Source organism: Paracoccus fontiphilus (assembly GCF_017356265.1).
Classification (GTDB): domain Bacteria; phylum Pseudomonadota; class Alphaproteobacteria; order Rhodobacterales; family Rhodobacteraceae; genus Paracoccus; species Paracoccus fontiphilus.
Map to the genome: position 1 here is coordinate 1 of NZ_JAFNAW010000036.1, position 19,550 is coordinate 19,550.

The following is a 19,550-nucleotide window of genomic DNA, read 5'->3' on the forward strand; positions in this document are numbered from 1 at the left end:
CTTCCGCGCCTGCTGGCCGCCGCCGCGGGACTGACGGCGGCGGCGCTGTCGCTGGGCGCGGCGGCGGCGCATCTGCCGCCCGAGGGGAACACGCTGGCCCGTGTCTCGCCTGCTGGGGGCTTCTGGCTGCTGTTTCTGGCGTTCGGACTGATGGGGGCCGATGCCGTGACCCGGCTGCGGCCTTCCCTTGCGGTGCGATGGCTGCTGCTGGCGGGGGCGGCGGTTCTGATCGCGGGCATCCTGGCGTCGGGCGCGCTCGACGGGGTGTCCGTCATGCGCGAATATGCCACCCGCCGCGACCTGTTCCTGAGGGAAGCGCAGGCGCATCTGGCCCTGGCCTTCGGATCGCTGGGCCTGGCGCTTCTGGCAGGCATCCCGCTAGGCATCGCAATCTTTCAGGCATCGCGCCTGCGAGGGCCGGTGCTGGGGGTGCTGAACATCCTGCAGACCATCCCCTCGCTGGCCCTGTTCGGGATCATGATCCCGCTTCTGGGCTGGGTCGCGGCCACCATTCCCGGTGCGGCGCAGGCAGGTGTTTCGGGAATCGGCACCTTTCCGGCGCTTGTGGCGCTGTTCCTGTATTCGCTGCTGCCGGTCGTGTCGAACACGCTGGCCGGGCTGGCGGGCGTGCCCGCCGCCACGCGGGACGCCGCCATCGGCCTGGGCATGACGCGGGCGCAGGTCCTGGCCCAGGTGCTGGTGCCCCTGGCCCTGCCGGTGCTGCTGGCGGCGGTGCGGATCGTGCTGGTCCAGAACATCGGCCTTGCCGTGATCGCCGGGCTGATCGGCGGCGGCGGCTTCGGCACCTTTGTCTTCCAGGGGCTGAACCAGACGGCCATGGATCTGGTCCTGCTGGGCGCGCTGCCCACCATCGCGCTGGCGCTTGTCGCGGGGATCGCGCTGGACCTGCTGGTCCGGGGCACGCGCAAGGGGGCCGCATGATCGAGATCCGGAACCTGACGCGCCTTTACGGCCGCACGGCGGTGGTGGACGATGTCAGCCTGACGGTGGACAGCGGGCAGTTGCTGGTGCTTGTCGGCACCTCGGGGTCGGGCAAGACCACGCTTCTGCGCATGATCAACCGCCTGGTCGAGCCGTCGGCGGGCCGCGTCCTGATCGATGGCGTGGACACGGCCACCCTGCCCGCGCACCTTCTGCGCCGCCGCATCGGCTATGCCATCCAGGGCCACGGGCTGTTTCCGCATCGCACCGTGGCGCAGAACATCGCCACCGTGCCGCGCCTGCTGGGCTGGCCCCGTGCCCAAATCGACGCGCGGGTGGACGAACTGCTGCACCTGTTCCAACTGGACCCGGCGGTCTTCCGCGACCGGATGCCCCACCAGTTGTCCGGCGGGCAGGCGCAGCGCGTGGGCGTCGCCCGCGCCCTGGCCGCCAAGCCGGACCTGCTGCTGATGGACGAACCCTTTGGCGCGCTGGACCCGCTGATCCGGGCCAAGGCGCAGGCCGACCTCAAGGAGATCCAGCGCCGCCTGGGCACGACCCTGATCCTTGTGACCCATGACATGGCCGAGGCCGTCGCCCTGGGCGACCGCATCGCCGTCATGGACAAGGGCAGGCTGCTGCAGGACGACACGCCCGCGACCATCCTGACCGATCCGGCAACGCCCTTCGTGCGCGACCTGATCGGCACGTCCGACCGCGCGCTGCGCCTGCTGTCGCTGACCCCCGTCGCCGCGCTGGCGACACCGGGCGAGGCACCCGGCCCCGCCATCGCGCCCGACGCCAGCGGGCGCGATGCCCTGGCCGAATGCCTGTGGAGCGGCCGGGCCGCGCTGCCCGTCGAAGGCGGCGGCATCGTCACGCTGGACACCCTGCGCGCGCAGGCCAGCCAGAGATGATCGGGCGCGCCCTGCTGGCCCTGTCGGCGCTGGCCCTGCTGGCCTTCCTGGTCGCGCCCGGCCCGTTCGCGCCGCTGTTCCAGCCTTTCACCCGCAACAATGCCCCGGCGATCTATACGCAGACCAGCCTTCTGTCCCTGACCCTGTCGCACCTTGCCATTGTCGCGGTCGCCGTCGCGGCCTCGACGATCGTGGGGCTGGTGCTGGCGGTGCTTGTCACCCGCAAGGCGGGGCGCGAGTTCCTGCCCCTGGCGCGCACCGTCACCGCCGTGGGCCAGACCTTTCCGCCCGTGGCGGTCCTTGCCCTATCGGTGCCGGTGATGGGTTTCGGCACCGGCCCGACGCTGGTGGCGCTATTCCTGTACGGCCTGCTGCCGGTGTTCGAGAACGCGCTTGCCGGGCTGACCGGCCAGCCGCCCCAGGTGGCCGAAGCCGCGCGCGGCATGGGCCTGACGCCCCGCCAGCGGCTGTGGCAGATCGACCTGCCCCTGGCGCTGCCCCTTCTGCTGGCGGGAATGCGGCTGACAGCCGTGATCTCGCTGGGGACGGCCACCATCGGATCGACGGTCGCCGCCCGCACCCTGGGCGAGGTGATCATCGCCGGGCTGCTGTCGTCCAACACCGCCTTCGTGCTGCAGGGCGGGCTGGTGGTCGGCATCCTGGCCGTGCTGATCCACCACGGCTTCGGGGCGCTGGAACGGCGGGCCGGCCGCCGGATGGGACTGGCCTGACCGCGCGCCTAGATGGCCACGGGCAACACGTGCCAGATATCGGCCATGTATCCCCGAATCGTCCGGTCCGACGAGAAGAACCCCGACCGCGCGATGTTCAGGCAGGCCATCCGGTCCCAGCTTGCGCTGTCGCGATAGGCGGCATCCACCCGCCGCTGCGTGGCGAAGTAGTCGTCGAAGTCGCTGGCCACCAGGAAGGGGTCGTCGTTCCAGGTCCGGTCCAGCAGCGAATAATAGCTTTCGGCCCGGCCAAAGCGGCCCTCGGCGATCAGGTGCAGCGCGTCCTTCAGATCCTGGCTTTTCTCGATGGCGCGGCGGGCATGGCCGGGGGTGTCGGCCGCGACGGTTGCCTCCTCGGTGGTCATGCCGAACAGGAAGAAGTTCTCGGGCCCGACCAGGTCGCGGATTTCCACGTTCGCCCCGTCCAGCGTGCCGATGGTCAGCGCGCCGTTCATGGTGAACTTCATGTTGCCGGTGCCCGAGGCCTCCTTGCCCGCCGTGCTGATCTGTTCGGACAGGTCCGCCGCGGGAATCAGATCCTCGGCCATCGAGACGTTGTAGTTCGGCGGATAGGCGATCTGCAGGTATTTCGACGTGACCGGGTCGCTGTTGATCGTCGTCGCCACGTCGTTGATCAGGTGGATCACCGACTTCGCCAGCCAATAGGCGGGCGCTGCCTTGCCGCCGAAGATCTTGACGCGCGGCGTCCAGTCGCCGTTCGGATCGTCATGGATGCGCTTCCACAAGGCGATGGCTTCCAGGATGTTCAGAAGCTGCCGCTTGTATTCGTGGATGCGCTTGACCTGGATGTCGAAGATCGCGTCCGGGTCGGCCTTGATGCCCAGGTTCGCCAGGACGCCGTTGGACAGCCAGACCTTGTTGGCGCGCTTGACCCCGCCCAAGGCCTCGCGGAAGGCCGCGTCCTCGGCATGGGGTTCAAGACGGCGCAGCTGTTCCAGGTCGGCCGTCCACCCCTCGCCGATGGTGTCGTCCAGAAGCTGCGCCAGGCCGGGGTTCGACATGCGCAGCCAGCGGCGCGGCGTCACGCCGTTGGTCTGATTCACGATCCGGTCGGGGTGCAGCTTGTGCAGGTCGGCGAACACCGTGTCCTTGACCAGTTCGCTGTGCAGCGCCGAGACGCCGTTGACCTTGCCGGACATGATGAAGGCCAGCTCGCCCATGCGGACCTGGTCATGCTGGACGATGCCCACGTTGGCGGGACGGCCGGTCGAGACGCGGTGATCCTCGTCGATCATCTGGATGATCTGCATGTGGCGCGGCAGCACGCCGCCCATCAGCCAGGTGGACCAGCGTTCCAGCGCCTCGGGCATCAGGGTGTGGTTGGTATAGTTCAGCGTGCCGCGCGCCAGGTCGCGGGCCTGATCGAAGGGCAGGCCATGGTCGTCCATCAGCAGCCGGATCAGTTCCGGCCCGGCAATCGCGGGATGGGTGTCGTTCAGCTGGATCGCCACCTTTTGGGGCAGCAGGTTCAAATCGCCATGCTCCTGCAGGAAGCGCCGCAGGATGTCCTGCAGGGAGGCCGCCGTCAGGAAGTATTCCTGCTTCAGCCGCAGCTCCTTGCCCGCGTCCGTGGTGTCGTCGGGGTAAAGGACGCGCGACAGGGTGCGGGCCAGCGCCTCGGGTTCCGCCGCGGCCGTGTGGTCGCCCGCGTTGAAGCGGTCCAGATCCAGCAGCGTCGTCGGATGCGCCCCCCACAGGCGCAGGGTATTGGCCCAGTTGCCACCCCAGCCGATCACCGGCGTGTCATAGGCCCGCGCGATCACGCTTTCCGCCGGATGCCAGACCGAGCGGCCATCCACCGTGTCCACGTGCCCCTTGAAGCCGACGGTGTAGCTGTAGTCGATCTTCACGAATTCCCAGGGATGGGGCTGGTTCAGCCAGTCCTCGGGCGTCTCGACCTGCTGGCCGCCTTCGAACCGCTGGCGGAACAGCCCGTGTTCGTAGCGGATGCCGAAGCCGAAGGCCGGGCATTGCAGGGACGACAGCGATTCCATGAAGCAGGCCGCCAGCCGCCCCAGGCCGCCATTGCCCAAGGCCGCGTCGGGTTCGTTGTCCAGGATCGCCTGCTTGTCGAGGCCCAGCATCTGCAGCGCCTCGTCCATGGGCTTTTCCAGCCGCAGGTTGATGATCGCGTCGTCCAGGATGCGCCCGATCAGGAACTCCATCGACAGATAGTAGACCCGCTTGGCCCCCTGGTCACGCGCGGCCCGGAAGGCGTTGATCCAGGTTCCCGCCATCAGGTCGCGGACCGTATAGCTGACCGCCATCCGCCAGTCGAAGGTGGTGGCGAATTCCGGCCCCCGCCCCTGGCTGTGGGTCAGGTGGTGCAGGATCTGGTCGCGCAGCGCCAGGGCAGTCGGAGGATTTATCAAGATCGGGCCTCTTGGGGGCAGGGAATGACGCAACGACGCCGCCGGACCGCCAGATTACCGTCCGAGGGTTTAACTTTTGTTGCCAGCTTTCCGGGCGGTTGAAAAGACCCTGGGCCGCGCGCTGCCGTCGCGTTTCCGCGACTGCCCGGATTGCGGTCGGTTCAGGCCCCGGATGCCACGCCGCACAACACGAAGGCGACGACGCTTTCGGCGGCGATCCTTTCCGACCCGGCGGCCCTTTCGTCGGGACCGTCGTCGCGGGCGCTGTCCAGTTGCCGGCGCCAGTGGCCGCCTTGGGTAGGCTCGGGCAGGCGCACGGTCGTGCCGGGACCGTTGTTGAAGACCAGAAAGACCGCCCCCGGCAGCGCCGCATAGGCGGGCGTGCCGGACGCCATGCGCAGTTCCGCCGCCAGCAGCCGCAGGCCGGGGTCGGACCAGTCGGCGGGCGTCATGGGCGCCCCGTCGGCGCGGCGCCAGAACAGGTCGGGCAGCCCGTCCTGTTCGCGGGGGCGGCTGTGCAGGAAACGGCGCTGGCGCAGGATCGGGTGGGCCTTGCGGAAGGCGATCAGGCGGCGGCAGAAATCCAGAAAGCCCGGATCGGCCCCGTTCCAGTCCACCCAGCCGATCGGATTGTCCTGGCAATAGGCGTTGTTGTTGCCCCCCTGCGAGTTGCCAAGCTCGTCCCCGCCCAGGATCATCGGCGTGCCCTGGCTCAGCAGCAGGGTGGCCATCAGGTTGCGGCGGCGACGGTCGCGGCGGGCCAGGATGGCGGGATCGTCGGTCGGGCCCTCCACGCCCATGTTGTCGGACAGGTTGTGGTCGTGACCGTCGCGGTTTTCCTCGCCATTGGCCTCGTTGTGCTTGGCGGCATAGCTGACGGTGTCCATCAGGGTGAAGCCGTCATGGGCGGCGATGAAGTTGACCGAGGCGGTGGCCGCCCGCCCGTCATGGTCGAAGCTCGCCGCCGATCCGGCGATGCGCTTGGCAAGCTTGCCGACCATCCCGGCGTCGCCCCGCCAGAAGGCCCGCACCCCGTCGCGGAAGCGGTCGTTCCATTCGCAGAAGGGCGCGGGATAGGCGCCCAGCCGATAGCCGCCCTCGGCCAGGTCCCAGGGCTCGGCGATCAGCTTGACGCGGTTCAGCACCGGGTCCTGCCGCACGGCGCGGAAGAACGGCCCGTCGCGGTCGAAGACCCCGCGCGAGCGGCCCAGGGCCGAACACAGGTCGAAGCGGAAGCCGTCCACATGCATCGCCTCGACCCAGTAGCGCAGGCTGTCCATCACCAGCCGCAGCGCGAAGGGGTTGTCGAGGTCCAGGACATTCCCGGTCCCCGCGTCGTCGACATAAAGCCGCCGGTCGTCCTTCAGCCGGTAATAGGCGGCGTTGTCCAGGCCGCGGAAGGACAGGGTCGGGCCAAGCTCGTCCCCCTCGGCGGTGTGGTTGTAGACGACGTCCAGGATCACCTCGATCCCGGCCCGGTGGAACCGCGCGACCATCTTCTGGAACTCGGCGATGTCGTCCCCCTGCATGTAGCGGGGTTCCGGCGCGAAGAAGCCATAGGACATGTAGCCCCAGTAGTTCGTCAGCCCCCGGTCGGTCAGGAAGCGGTTGTCGGCAAAGGCATGGACCGGCAGCAGTTCGACCGCCGTGACGCCAAGGCCGTTCAGGTGGTCCAGGATCGGGTCCGAGGCTAGGGCGAGATAGGTGCCCGGACGGCGCACGGCGGGGTGCAGCATGGTCAGCCCCCTCACATGCGCCTCGTAGATGACGGTCTCGGCCAGGGGGCGGCGCGGGGGGCGGTCGTCGCCCCAGTCGAAGGCGGGATCGACGACCACGCAGCGCGGCATGTGGGGCGCACTGTCGCGGCGGTCGAAGGACAGGTCGGCGTCGGGATGCCCGGCGCGGTATCCCAGCAGCGCGTCATGGGGGCGCGGGCTGCCGGTCAGGCGCCGGGCGTAGGGGTCGATCAGCAGCTTGTTCGGGTTGAAGCGGTGCCCGTCCCGGGGGCGGTAAGGCCCGTGGACGCGATAGCCGTAACGCTGCCCCGGCGCCAGCCCGGCGACATGGCCGTGCCAGATGTGGCCTTCGCGTTCCGGCAGGGGAATGCGCGTCTCGCGGTCGTTGCCGTCGAACAGGCACAGATCCACCCGCTCGGCATGTTGCGAGAAGAGGGCGAAGTTGACCCCGTCCCCGTCAAGCGAGGCGCCAAGCGGGAAGGGATGGCCCGCCGTGACCGCGTGCCTCATCGGCCGGCCGCCAGCCTTGCGTAAAGCGCGGCATAGGCGCGGGCCGACTGGTCCCAGCCCACCGGCTGCGCCATCGCGTTCGCCACCAGCCGGGACCAGGTGTGCCGGTCGCGGTAAAGCTGGCACAGCCGGGTCAGCGCGTTCCGCAGCGCCTCGGCCGTCACGGGCGAGAACTGCACCCCCGTCGCCACGTCGCGCGCCAGCGCCGCGGGCGAGGCGTTGATGACCGTGTCGGCCAGTCCGCCGGTCAGGCCCACCACCGGCACCGTGCCGTAGCGCAGCCCGTACATCTGCGTCAGCCCGCAGGGCTCGAACCGCGAAGGGACCAGGATCGCGTCGCCCCCGGCGATCATCCGGTGCGACAGCGCCTCGTCATAGCCGATGCGGGCGGCGACCTGGGTGTTATGCTCGCCCAGGGTGCGGAAGGCGTGTTCCAGCGCCGGGTCGCCCGATCCCAGCACGGCAAGCTGCCCGCCATGGTCCAGCAGGGCGGGCAGGGCCTCCAGCACCAGATCCAGGCCCTTCTGGTGGCTCATCCGGGACACGATCACGCAAAGCGGACCGTCCGCGTCGGGCAGGCCCATCTCGGCCCGCAGGGCGGCCTTGTTCGCGGCCTTGCCCGCAAGGCTGTCATAAGGGCGGATCGCCGGATCGGCGGCGGGGTTCCAGGCGTCCGTGTCGATGCCGTTCAGGATGCCGGTCAGCGCCTCGCGCCGGTATCGCATCACCCCGTCCAGGCCCATGCCGTATTCGGGGGTCATCAGCTCGGCGGCATAGGTGGGCGACACGGTGGTCAGCGCGTCCGCCCCCATCAGCCCGGCCTTCAGCGCCGAGATGCCGCCGTAGAATTCATAGCCGTCGACGTGGAAGCGCCAGGGGTCGAGGCGCAGCGACTGCATCCGGCCGGGATCGGTCGCCCCGGTGAAGGCGATGTTGTGGATGGTCAGCACCGTCGCGGGCCCGCCGCCCATCTGGGGCAGGTATTCGGTCACGAAGCCCGCCTGCCAGTCATGGCCGTGCAGCACCTGCGGATGCCAGCCCCCGGCGCCATGGACGCCGACCCAGGCACCGACCCAGGACAGCGCGGCAAAGCGTTCGGGATTGTCCGGCCAATCATGCCCGTCCGGGCCCAGGTAAGGGTTGCCCGGCCGGGCGAACAGGTGCGGCGCGTCGATCACCAGCAGGTCCAGCCCCGCCGCCCAGCCGGTCAGAAGCCGCGCGGGCGCGCCGAACAGGTCGTCGAAGGCTGCCACCTCGGCCCAGTCGTGCAGGGCGGCGATCACGGCGGGATAGCCGGGCAGCAGCGTCCGCATCTGCACCCCCTGGGCCCAGAGGGCGGCGGGCAAGGCGCCCGCCACATCCGCCAGCCCGCCCGTCTTGACCAGCGGCGCGCATTCCGAGGCGATCGACAGAACCCGCGTCAAAGGCTTGCCGCCCGCCGGTCCAGCATGTCCTGGGTAATCAAGGTGATGCCTCCTTCGCTGACACGGAACCACTTGGCGTCTTCCTGCGGGTCCTCGCCCACCACCAGCCCCTCGGGGACGACGACGCCGCGGTCGATCACCGCGCGGGTCAGGTGGGCATGGCGCTGCACCGTGACATAGGGCAGAACAACGACATGATCCAGCGAGGCATAGCTGTTGGTGTGGACCTGCGTGAACAGCAGCGAGTTGCGGATTTCCGTCCCCGAGATGATGCAGCCCCCCGACACCATCGAGGACACCGCCAGTCCCCGCCGCCCCTTTTCGTCATGGATGAACTTGGCGGGCGGCGTGGCCTCGGAATAGGTCCAGATCGGCCATTCGCGGTCCCACAGGTTCAGTTCCGGTGTGAAATCCGTCAGGTCGATATTGGCCTGCCAGAAGGCGTCCACCGTGCCCACGTCCTTCCAATAGGCGGGCGCGCCGGGATCGCGCACGCAGGACGTGTCGAAGCGGTGTGCCATGGCCTTGCCGTTCCTGACGATGGCGGGGATCAGGTCGTGGCCGAAGTCGTGGCTGGAATTCGGGTCCTCGGCGTCCCGGATCAGAAGATCGCGCAGGAAGGGCCAGCTGAAGACATAGATCCCCATGGAGGCCAGGGCGCTGTCCGGGTCATCGGGCATCCCCGGCGGATCGGCGGGCTTTTCCAGGAACGAGGTGATGCGCCCGGTCTCGTCCACCGCCATGACGCCGAAGGCCGTGGCGTCCATCCGGGGCACGGTCAGGCAGCCGATCGTCACGTCCGCGCGGCTTTCGCAATGCTCGCGCAGCATGATCTCGTAATCCATCTTGTAGATGTGGTCGCCCGCCAGGATCACGATGTAATCGACGTCATAGCTGTCCACGATGTCGATGTTCTGCGTCACCGCATCCGCCGTGCCGCGATACCAGTGGTCCTCGGACATGCGCTGGCTTGCGGGCAGGATGTCCATGAACTCGTTGCGTTCCGCCCGGAAGAAGTTCCAGCCGCGCTGCACGTGCCGGATCAGGCTGTGGGCCTTGTACTGCGTGGCGACCGCGATCTTGCGGATGCCCGAGTTCATCGCGTTCGACAGCGCGAAGTCGATGATTCGGGTCTTGCCACCGAAATAGACCGCCGGTTTCACCCGGCGGTCGGTCAGTTCCTTCAATCGGCTGCCGCGTCCCCCGGCCAGAACAAAGGCCATCGCGCGGCGCGTCAATCTTATCTCGGCCATCAAACATCCTCCCCTTTATCACCTGTGCCGCCCACAAGGATCACCACCGACAAGGGCGGCAGCGTCACCGCCATAGAGGCGGGCTGCCCATCCCGCGGCGTTTCCCCGGCCCTCACCACGCCAAGGTTGCCCATGCCGCTTCCCCCGTAGATCGCGGCGTCGGTGTTGATCGCCTCGCGCCAGTCCCCTGCCTGCGGCACGCCGATGCGGAAACCGGGGCGCGGGACGGGCGTGAAGTTGCAGGCGACGACCACCGGCGCATCCCCGGCCTCGCCCCGGCGGATCCAGGCGAATGTCGATTGCGCGGGATCGGTCGCGATCCACTGGAAGCCCTCGGGCTCGGCATCCTTGCGGTGAAGCGCGGGCGTGTCGCGGTAAAGCCGGTTCAGGTCGCGCACCAGCGCCTGAACGCCCTGATGCATCGGCTGGGCCGCGGCAGACCAGTTCAACTCGCCATTGTGGTTCCATTCCTCCGGCTGCGCGAACTCGCAGCCCATGAACAGCAGCTTCTTGCCCGGATGGCCCCACATGAAGCCGTAATACGCGCGCAGGTTCGCGAACTGCTGCCATTCGTCGCCCGGCATCTTGCGCAGCATCGACCCCTTGCCGTGCACGACCTCGTCGTGGCTGATCGGCAGGATGAAGTTTTCCGAAAACGCGTACATCAGCCCGAAGGTCATCAGGTCGTGGTGATAGCGCCGATGGACCGGATCGCGGCTCATGTAGCGCAGCGTGTCGTTCATCCAGCCCATGTTCCACTTGAAGCCGAAGCCCAGCCCGCCCGCATCGACCGGCGCGGACACCTGTGGAAAGGACGTGCTTTCCTCGGCCACGGTCATGATGCCGGGGCTTTCCGCATGGGCGGCGACGTTCATGTCGCGCAGGAAGTCGATGGCCTCCAGGTTCTCGCGCCCGCCATGCCTGTTGGGAATCCACTGGCCGTCCTGCCGGGAATAGTCGCGATACAGCATGGACGCCACCGCATCCACGCGCAGCCCGTCGATATGGTATTCCTCCAGCCAGTAGAGCGCGTTGGCGATCAGGTAGTTGCGGACCTCGGTCCGGCCATAGTTGTAGATCAGCGTGTTCCAGTCCTGGTGGAACCCCTCGCGCGGGTCGGCATGCTCGTAAAGCGCGGTGCCGTCGAAGCGCGCCAGCCCGTGCGCGTCGGTCGGGAAATGTCCGGGCACCCAGTCCAGCAGCACGCCCAGGCCCGCCTGGTGCGCGGCCTCGACCAGGTCGCGGAACTCGTGCGGGGGGCCGAAGCGGATGGTGGGCGCATACATCCCCACCGGCTGGTAGCCCCACGACCCGTCGAACGGAAACTCGCTGACCGGCAGCAGTTCCAGATGCGTGAAGCCCATGTCCACCGCATAGTCCACCAGGTCGCGCGCCAGTTCCTTGTAGGACAAGGGCCGCCCGCCCTGGTCCAGCCGCCGGCGCCACGATCCCAGATGCACCTCGTAGATGCTGACGGGCGAGCGGCGGTCCTGCGCGGCAGCCCGGCCCGCCATCCAGTCCGCGTCCTTCCAGCCATAGCCCGCGATGTCACGCACCACGCTGGCCTTTTCCGGCGGATGCTGGCTGCCGAACCCCACCGGGTCGGCCTTCATCAGAAGCCCGCCATCGGCATCCAGGATCTCGTACTTGTAGAGCGCCCCTTCGGCCACGCCCGGCAGGAAGATCTCCCACACGCCGCTGCCGCCGATGCGCCGCATGGGATGGCGCCGCCCGTCCCAGGCGTTGAACGGCCCCACCACCGACACCCGCCGCGCATTGGGCGCCCAGACGGCGAAATGCGTGCCCGCTACGCCCTCGTGGGTCATCACATGCGCGCCAAGCGCCTGCCACAGGCGCCGATGCGTGCCCTCGCCCAGCAGGTGCAGGTCGATGTCGCCCAACACCGGGCCAAAGCGGTAAGGATCGTCGAAAACCCATTCGGCCCCGCCGCCCGACCGCCCCTTCAGCCGATACGTCCCGCTGACGCGCCCCTGGAACAGGTCGCCCGCGACGCGTTCCAGGGCGACCTCGCCCTTGTCGGTGACGGCGCTGATCGCGGCAAGGTCGGGGTGATGGACGGTCAGCCAGCCGTCATGCGGTCCCAGGATGTCGAAGGGCCGGTCGCAGCGCCCGCCGGACAGGGCGGCGATGTCGTCGTTCGTCAGCCGTGACACGTCAGGCACCTGTCCCATGAAACCACTCTAACCGCCTTGCGCATCAGGGCAATCCGTCACCTAACGCCGAAAACGCCTTTCTGTTGCGCCGTTGGTCGTGTTCAATCGTCCCCGAAGCCAAGCCGACAGGAGAACCGAATGACCGAATGGTGGCGCGACGCCGTGATCTACCAGATCTACCCCCGCAGCTTTCAGGACAGCAACGGCGACGGCATCGGCGACCTGCCCGGCATCACCCGGCGGCTGGACCATGTGGCACGGCTTGGCGTGGACGCGATCTGGCTGTCGCCCATCTTCACCTCGCCCATGAAGGACATGGGCTATGACGTCAGCGACTACACCGACATCGACCCGCTGTTCGGCACGCTTGCCGACTTCGACGCGCTTGTCGCCCGCGCCCATGAACTGGGCCTCAAGGTCATCATCGACCAGGTCCTCAGCCATTCCAGCGACCGCCACCCGTGGTTCGCGGAAAGCCGCCAGTCCCGCGACAACGACAAGGCCGACTGGTATGTCTGGGCCGACCCGAACCCGGACGGCACGCCGCCCAACAACTGGCCTTCGGTCTTCGGCGGCCCGGCGTGGGAGTGGGAGCCCCGGCGCCGCCAGTATTACCTGCACAACTTCCTGATCGAGCAGCCCGACCTGAACCTTTGGAACCGCGAGGTGCAGGACGCGCTGCTGGACACCATGCGCTTCTGGCTGGACCGGGGCGTGGACGGGTTCCGGCTGGATACGGTGAACTACTATTTCCACGACGCCCGGCTGCGCGACAACCCGCCCGATTCCGCCCATCCCGGCCCGGACACCTACAACTACCAGCGCCACGTCTATTCCAAGAACCGGCCGGAAAACATCGCCTTCCTGAAGAGGATGCGCAGCCTGACGGACGAATACGACGCCCGCATGATGGTGGGCGAGGTCGGCGACCGGGGCGAGACCTCGATCCGCATCATGGCCGAATACACCGCGGGCGATCACCTTCTGCACATGTGCTACAGCTTCGAGATGCTGAGCCACCAGTTCACCGCCCGCCATTTCCGCCACACGGTCGAAGGCGTCCACCAGGGCGCGCCCGACAGCCACGCCTGCTGGTCCTTTTCCAACCACGACGTTTTCCGCCATGTCACCCGCTGGCTGCCCCATGCAGAATCCACCGAGGCCCTCGCCCGGCAGGCGGCGGCGATGCTTCTGTCCTTCCCCGGCACCATCTGCCTCTACCAGGGCGAGGAACTGGGCCAGACCGAGACCGAACTGTCCTACGAGGAACTGACCGACCCCCCTGCCCTGCGCTTCTGGCCCGAGGTCAAGGGCCGCGATGGCTGCCGCACGCCGATGATCTGGGACATGGGCGAGAACGCGGGCTTCAGCACGGCCAAACCCTGGCTGCCGGTCAAGGAACCCCAGGCGGCGCGGGCCGTGGCAGGGCAGGAGGCCGACAACGACAGCGTCCTGTCGGCCTATCGCGCGACCATCGCCTTTCGCAAGTCGCAGGTGCCGCTGCGGGCAGGCCACACCTCGTTCCTGGACCTGCCCGAGCCGATCCTGGCCTTTCATCGCGGCATCGGGGGCGAGGCGCTGACCTGCGTCTTCAACCTGTCCCCGACACCGGCAAGCCTGACCCTTTCGGACGACGCCGTTCTGGCCGGTCCGTCACGGGCCACGCTGACGGGCAGGACGCTGGCCCTGCCGCCGAACGGCTTTGCCTGGCTGGACCGCGCGGTCGATCTGTTGGCCTGAGGTCAGCCGGGCCTGCGCCTGACGAAAAGCTCGAACACCAGGTAAAGACCGGCCGCCCCCGAAAGCAACGCCCAGAAGGGGCTGCCGGTGTAAAGCTCGACCCCCGCCCAGGCCAGCGGCACGACCACGCAAAGGATGCGCACCCACAGGTGCCGGAAGAAGGGCGCATTCGGATCAACCAGCATCTGTCGGAACTCCTGCATTTTGCCTTGGTCTAAATATCCCGGGGGTCCGGGGGCTGGCCCCCGGCCTTTTCCAGCCCCGCCAGCCATGGCGGCGCCCCGGCAAAGGCGCCTGCCACATGGTCGATGAAGGCGCGGGTCTTGCGCGGCATCGGCCGGACCGGCGGCCAGACCACGCTGACCGGCAAGGGCCGCTGGGGCAGGTCGGGCAACAGCCGCACCAGCCGCCCGTCGCGCAGGGCGTCATGAACGATGAACATCGGCAACAGCGCCAGGCCCAGCCCGCCGATCGCCATGTCACGGATCGCGTCGCCGTTGTTGGCCGTGATCCTTCCCAGCGGAGGCGGCGCGACGTCGCCGCCAAAGGGCCACAGATCGCCCATCCGGGCATTCAGGTAACCGATGGCGCTGTGCCGGCCAAGGTCGCCGGGCACCTCGACGGCGCCGTGCATGGCCAGGTAGTCCGGACTGGCGACCAGGACGCGCGGGTCCTCGCATACCCTTCGGGCCATCAGGCTGCTGTCCTTCAACTCGCCGATGCGCAGGCCCACGTCAAAGCCCGCCCGGCCCAAGTCGGCCAGCTGGTCGTCGTAATCCAGCACGATCTCCAGCGCCGGATGGGCGCGGGCGAAACCGGCGATCACGGGGCCCAGGTGGCGGATGCCAAAGCTCATGGGCGCGGCAATCGCCAGACGCCCGCGAAGATCGGCATGACCGCCCACGCTCTCGGTCGCCGCGACCAGTTCGGCCAGGGCCGGGCGCAGCCGCTCGGCCAGGGTCAGCGCCGCGTCGGTGGGCGCGATCCGGCCCGCGTGGCGGACAAACAGCGCGACGCCAAGCGCCGCTTCGAAATCGCTGATCCGCTTGCTGACCACGGATTTCGACAGATCGGCCCGCGCCGCGGCAGCCGATATGCTGCCCGCATCCAGCACCGCCAGAAACGTCCGAATGTCGCTGATCGACCAATCCATCCGGGCACCATAGCCGGGACGGGGCCGTTCGCAAGAACCGAACGCCGCATTGCATGCAGGACGGGTGCCGCGAACGCGCCGCTTGCGCCATATTGGCGTCAAGCAACGCAAGGAAACCGCATCATGCAACTGACCGGCATCCACCACCTGACCGCGATCACGGCGGACGCGGCGGGCAACAACCGCTTCTATACCGACACGCTTGGCCTGCGCCGGGTCAAGAAGACGGTGAACCAGGACGACACCTCGGCCTATCACCTGTTCTTCGCCGATGGCGCGGGCACGCCCGGCACCGACATCACCTTCTTCGACTGGCCGGCGGCACGCGAACGGCGCGGCACCCGGTCGATCAGCCGCACCGGGCTGCGGGTGGCGGAAGACAGCCTCGACTTCTGGGCCGCGCGCCTGTCCGCCCTTGGCGCCTCGACCGGCAAGGTCGTCAGGCTGGACGGCCGCGCCAGCCTTGACGTGGAGGATCCCGAAGGCCAGCGCCTGCGCCTTGTCGGCGCGCCCGATCCCGCGGGCCAGCCCTGGGACCACAGCCCCGTCCCGGCCCCCAACCAGATCCACGGCCTCGGGCCGATCACCATTTCCGTGCCGGAGCTTGCCCCGACCGAGGCCGTGCTGACCCAGGTGATGAACATGGCGCGCGTCCGCGACTATCCCAGCCCCGACGGCGAAGGGCAGGTCCATGTCTTCGCGATGGGCGATGGCGGGGCTGCCGCCGAACTGCATGTCGCGGTCCAGCCCGGCCTGCCTGCCGCGCGACAAGGCGCGGGCGGCGTCCACCATGTCGCCTTCCGCGTTCCCGACACGGAGGCGCTGACCGAATGGACCGCCCGCCTGCGCGGCTTCCGCGTCCCGAACTCGGGCGAGGTCGAGCGGTTCTACTTCCGCTCGCTCTACTTCCGCGAGCCGGGCGGCAACCTGTTCGAACTGGCGACCGACGGCCCCGGCTTCGACGTGGACGAACCGCGAGAGACGATGGGCCAGGGCCTGTCCCTGCCGCCCTTCCTGGAAGGGCGCCGCGCCGCGATCGAGGCCGGGCTGAAGCCGCTGGACTGAACCCCGCGCCGGGGGCACCCTGCCCCCGGCCCTTTCACGGAGATCCGCGCATGACCACCATCCTCGGCCTGTCGGGCAGCCTGCGCCGCGCCTCGTTCAACAGCGGCCTGCTGCGCGCCGCGCGGGATCTGGCGCCCGCAGGCGTGACGATCACCATCGGCGACATCTCGGACGTGCCGCTGTATAACGGCGACGAGGAAGCCGCCCACGGCACGCCGCCCGCCGTCGCCCGGCTGAAGGACCAGCTTGCGGGGGCCGACGGGCTGCTGCTGGCAACGCCCGAATACAACAACGGCATCCCGGGTGTCTTCAAGAACGCCATCGACTGGATGTCGCGGGGCGAGGGGCTGGCGCTTTTCGCGGGCAAGCCGGTCGCGGTGATGGGCGCGTCCCCCGGCGGCTTCGGGACGACGCAGGCGCAGACCCATTGGTGGCCGGTGCTCCGCACGCTGCGGACCCGGCCCTGGTGGGACGGTCGGCTGATGGTGTCGCGCGCGGGCGGGCTGTTCGACGCGGACGGCACCCTGACCGACGACAAGACCCGTGGGCAACTGGCCGATTTCATCGCAGGCTTCGCAGCCAGCCTGCCAGCCGGAAAGGACCGGCCATGACCCCCTCCATCGACCATGTCGCCCTGACCGTGCGGGATCTGCCCGGCATGACGGCCTTTTATCGCGACACGCTTGGCCTTGTCCCCCTGGGCGGGGACGGCGCAACGGCGCGGCTTGGCGCGGGCAACCGTCTGCTGATGGAACTGCGGCGCGATCCAGCCGCGCGCCCGCGCGACCCGCATGGGGCGGGCTTGTTCCACACCGCCTTCCTGCTGCCCGACCGCGCGGCGCTGGCCCGCTGGCTGCGCCATGCCGCCGACGGCAAGGTCCGCCTGACCGGGGCCAGCGACCACGGCGTCAGCGAAGCCATCTACCTGGACGACCCCGAGGGCAACGGCATCGAGGTTTACCGCGACCGCCCGACCAGCGATTGGACCCGCGACGGCGACCGGATCGCCATGTTCACCCGCCGCCTGGACGGCGACGACCTGCTGTCCGCCGCGGACGGTCCCTGGCAGGGTGCGCCGCAGGACAGCACCATCGGCCATGTCCACCTGCAGGTGGGCGACCTGGGGCTGGCGGACGATTTCTTCGCGGGCGATCTGGTGCTGACGCGCACCTTCGATGCCCAGGGCGGGGCATGGTATGGCTGGAACGGCTATCACCACCACCTGGCCGGGAACACCTGGAACAGCCAAGGCGCACCAGCGCGCGACGCGGGACGGACCGGCCTGGCCGAGGTCGTGATCAGCGATCCCCTCCGGGCCGGACGATCCGTGGCCGACCCCTGGGGCACCTTTTTCCGTTTCGCTTGACGGCGCGGGGCGCGGCAGGCCGCGCTAGGCCCGCTCTCCGGGTGCGGTGGCGAAGGCATCGGCCCAGTCCGGGTGCCTGGCATAGCGCGCCGCCACATAGGAACACAGGGGCACGATCCGAAAGCCCGATTTCCGGGCATCGGCCACCATGGCCTCGACCAGGGCGCCCGCCGCGCCGGTGCCGCGCAAGGCGTCGGGCGCGCCGGTGTGGTCGGCGCTGATGCGGTCGGGACCGTGGCGGGTGAGGGTCAGCTCCGCCTCGGCGTCGATGCCCGCCATGCGGGCGACATAGCGGCCGTGGCGGGCATCGGTGTCTTCCCTTGTGATGGTCAGCTCAGCCATTGGTGGTCCCCTTCATCCAGTCCGTGGCGGCGGCCAGGTCGTCCGTGACGATGTCGTGCCCGGCCTGCACGACGCGAGCGTCCAGATCCGCGCCCTGCGCCGCCAGCCAGTCGTTCAGCCGCGGCGCGTGCGGGCCATAGGGATCGCGCGCGCCCGTCAGCGTCAGCACCGACACGCCGGACAGGTCCGCCTGCGGCAGGTCCTCCAGCACGGCCATCGGCCGCATCAGGATCGCGCGCCGGATCAGGCCCGGCTGCAGCCCCATGACGGCGGCGGCGAAGTTCCCGCCGTTGGAATAGCCCATCACCGTGATCCGCGCGGGGTCCAGGTCATAGGCGGCCAGGGCGCCGTTCCAGAAGGCCGCAAAGGCTTGGGCTTCGTCCCGGATGTCGTCCTGGTCGAAGCTGGTCATGGACGTGCGCCGGAAGAACCGCGAAACCCCCTCCTCGGTCGAGCGGCCGCGCACGCCCAGAAGCGTGGCGTGCGGCGCGATCCGGTGGGCCAGCGGCATCAGGTCGGCCTCGTTCCCGCCGGTGCCGTGCAGCAGCACCATGACCGAGCCGTCGGGATGGTCGGGCTGGCGAAGCCGGTGAACGAAGGGAAGCTCTCTCATTCTTGTCCTTTCCTCGCCCGGCCGGGCGAATTGGGGCAGCCGCAGGCGCAGGTCGTCGGTATCCGCGACATGCGGGGGAATCATCAGGGTCCGGCCCAGACTATCGCCATCCTCGTCCACCGCCATGCCCGGCCCGTCGGTTGCAAGCTCGATCAGGGTTTCACCCGGTTCGCGCGCGTAAAGCGAGACGAAATACCTGCGGTCATGCACCGTCACATCGCCCGCGTTGCGCATTTTCAGGGCATGGTGATGGACCTGCAAGGCCTCGGGACCGGGCACCCGCAGGGCGAGGTGGTCGATGACGCCCGTGCCGGGAATGCCCGCCACGAAGCCCGAGGCATCGCGGATGTCGATGGCATCCGTGTCCGAGACCAGCCGCGTCAGCCCGCCTTCGGCACCCCCCGCGCGATAGCCGAAGGGCAGCAGGAAGGCGGCCGTCTGTTCGGGCAGGGCGGACCAGATCGTGACCGCGCGAAGACGCGCGGGCGCCGCCGGCCAGCCTGCGTCGGCCATGTCGGTGCCCACCAGCTTGACGATGATGCCGTCCGGGTCCTTCAACCGCAGCACGGGTTCGCCCCATTCGCGCGACGGGCCTTCGACGCGCAGGCCGCGCTGCATGGCGCGGGTCAGCCAGTCGCCGATCCGCGCGCGGGGAATGGCCAGCGCGATCTCTGCCACGCGGCCATGGCCCACGCGGCCCGCAGCCCCGTCCTGCCAGACAAGAAAGCTGACCAGCGTGCCCGGCGAACCGGCCGGGTCGCCATAGAACAGGTGCAACTGCTCGGCATCCTCGAAGCCTGCGGATTGCTTGACCAGGGACAGGCCCAGGAAACCCATCCAGAAATCGACATTCGCCTGCACGTCACGGGTGATCGCCGTTACATGGTGGATTCCGCTGGTCATCGCGCACCTCTGGTCCAAGGAACATATGCGCCAAGATGCGGTTCCTGGCCGGTCGGCGCCATCCGCGGCGCCCGGAACCCGGCGTTCGGCCTTGCCGAACGGCCGGGCCATGGCGGTTCGCGGTGGACGGTCATATCATCGACCTGCAAGCGGCAAGCCACATGCCTGCTGGACGGGCCGCGCCGCATCTGCTGGAACATCCCTGCATTCTCGCGCAAGGGGATCGGGGACGCGAAACGCCAAGGGCGGGCCGGGCGTTGGGGCCCGGCCCTTCGACCGACCGCCTGA

The 19,550-nt window shown here is 69.0% G+C and carries 16 protein-coding genes; 7 read left to right on the forward strand and 9 right to left on the reverse strand.

Annotated features, from left to right (window positions below):
* From J0F76_RS12775 to J0F76_RS12785, 3 genes are all read left to right on the forward strand, one after another.
* A partial coding sequence (locus tag J0F76_RS12775; protein ID WP_423227372.1) for an ABC transporter permease occupies positions 1 to 942 on the forward strand: 942 nt, incomplete at its 5' end.
* Complete coding sequence (locus J0F76_RS12780) at positions 939 to 1,859, forward strand: ABC transporter ATP-binding protein (protein WP_207469990.1); 921 nt, start codon at positions 939 to 941, stop codon at positions 1,857 to 1,859. The genes J0F76_RS12775 and J0F76_RS12780, both read left to right, overlap by 4 nt.
* The gene (locus J0F76_RS12785; RefSeq protein WP_207469992.1) at positions 1,856 to 2,590 is read left to right on the forward strand and encodes an ABC transporter permease; all 735 of its coding nucleotides are present in this window, start codon (positions 1,856 to 1,858) and stop codon (positions 2,588 to 2,590) included. The genes J0F76_RS12780 and J0F76_RS12785 overlap by 4 nt, the downstream gene beginning before the upstream one ends.
* 8 nt (positions 2,591 to 2,598) lie before the next feature.
* Here J0F76_RS12785 and J0F76_RS12790 read toward each other — a convergent pair whose 3' ends face one another.
* The 5 genes from J0F76_RS12790 to glgB form a co-directional block, all read right to left on the reverse strand.
* Positions 2,599 to 4,983 (reverse strand): glycogen/starch/alpha-glucan phosphorylase, encoded by a 2,385-nt coding sequence (locus tag J0F76_RS12790; RefSeq protein ID WP_207469994.1) that lies wholly within the window; start codon positions 4,981 to 4,983, stop codon positions 2,599 to 2,601.
* A 161-nt stretch (positions 4,984 to 5,144) separates the two neighbouring features.
* Positions 5,145 to 7,229 carry a glycogen debranching protein GlgX gene (gene glgX / locus J0F76_RS12795; RefSeq protein WP_207469996.1) on the reverse strand — a complete coding sequence of 695 codons (2,085 nt, stop codon included), beginning with the start codon at positions 7,227 to 7,229 and terminating at the stop codon, positions 5,145 to 5,147.
* Entirely contained in the window at positions 7,226 to 8,653 is a 1,428-nt protein-coding gene (gene glgA / locus J0F76_RS12800; RefSeq protein ID WP_207469998.1) for a glycogen synthase GlgA, read from the reverse strand. The genes glgX and glgA overlap by 4 nt, the downstream gene beginning before the upstream one ends.
* Positions 8,650 to 9,906 carry a glucose-1-phosphate adenylyltransferase gene (gene glgC, locus J0F76_RS12805; protein ID WP_374299581.1) on the reverse strand — a complete coding sequence of 419 codons (1,257 nt, stop codon included), beginning with the start codon at positions 9,904 to 9,906 and terminating at the stop codon, positions 8,650 to 8,652. Before glgC ends, glgA begins: the two co-directional genes overlap by 4 nt.
* Positions 9,906 to 12,098: a 1,4-alpha-glucan branching protein GlgB gene (gene glgB, locus J0F76_RS12810; protein ID WP_207470002.1), complete on the reverse strand. Its 2,193-nt coding sequence runs from the start codon at positions 12,096 to 12,098 to the stop codon at positions 9,906 to 9,908. Before glgB ends, glgC begins: the two co-directional genes overlap by 1 nt.
* Before the next feature lie 120 nt (positions 12,099 to 12,218).
* Between glgB and J0F76_RS12815 the strand changes: the two genes are divergently transcribed.
* Complete coding sequence (locus J0F76_RS12815) at positions 12,219 to 13,820, forward strand: alpha-glucosidase (RefSeq protein ID WP_207470004.1); 1,602 nt, start codon at positions 12,219 to 12,221, stop codon at positions 13,818 to 13,820.
* A 2-nt stretch (positions 13,821 to 13,822) separates the two neighbouring features.
* Here J0F76_RS12815 and J0F76_RS12820 read toward each other — a convergent pair whose 3' ends face one another.
* The gene (locus J0F76_RS12820; RefSeq protein ID WP_207470006.1) at positions 13,823 to 14,005 is read right to left on the reverse strand and encodes a hypothetical protein; all 183 of its coding nucleotides are present in this window, start codon (positions 14,003 to 14,005) and stop codon (positions 13,823 to 13,825) included.
* A 29-nt stretch (positions 14,006 to 14,034) separates the two neighbouring features.
* A complete protein-coding gene (locus J0F76_RS12825) occupies positions 14,035 to 14,973 on the reverse strand; it encodes a LysR family transcriptional regulator (RefSeq protein ID WP_207470008.1) in 939 nt (312 codons plus the stop codon).
* A gap of 123 nt (positions 14,974 to 15,096) precedes the next feature.
* Here J0F76_RS12825 and J0F76_RS12830 point away from each other — a divergent pair, with 123 nt between their 5' ends.
* From J0F76_RS12830 to J0F76_RS12840, 3 genes are read left to right on the forward strand one after another with little or no spacing between them, the layout of a single operon-like run.
* A complete protein-coding gene (locus J0F76_RS12830) occupies positions 15,097 to 16,038 on the forward strand; it encodes a ring-cleaving dioxygenase (RefSeq protein ID WP_207470009.1) in 942 nt (313 codons plus the stop codon).
* 50 nt (positions 16,039 to 16,088) lie between these two features.
* Positions 16,089 to 16,649, forward strand: coding sequence for an NADPH-dependent FMN reductase (locus tag J0F76_RS12835; RefSeq protein WP_207470011.1), 561 nt, complete (start codon positions 16,089 to 16,091; stop codon positions 16,647 to 16,649).
* Positions 16,646 to 17,404 (forward strand): VOC family protein, encoded by a 759-nt coding sequence (locus J0F76_RS12840; RefSeq protein WP_207470012.1) that lies wholly within the window; start codon positions 16,646 to 16,648, stop codon positions 17,402 to 17,404. Before J0F76_RS12835 ends, J0F76_RS12840 begins: the two co-directional genes overlap by 4 nt.
* A gap of 24 nt (positions 17,405 to 17,428) precedes the next feature.
* Here J0F76_RS12840 and J0F76_RS12845 read toward each other — a convergent pair whose 3' ends face one another.
* Positions 17,429 to 17,746, reverse strand: coding sequence for a GNAT family N-acetyltransferase (locus tag J0F76_RS12845; RefSeq protein ID WP_207470013.1), 318 nt, complete (start codon positions 17,744 to 17,746; stop codon positions 17,429 to 17,431).
* On the reverse strand, positions 17,739 to 19,262 hold the full coding sequence (locus tag J0F76_RS12850) for a VOC family protein (RefSeq protein WP_207470014.1): 1,524 nt from the start codon (positions 19,260 to 19,262) through the stop codon (positions 17,739 to 17,741). Before J0F76_RS12850 ends, J0F76_RS12845 begins: the two co-directional genes overlap by 8 nt.
* Positions 19,263 to 19,550: the final 288 nt, after the last annotated feature.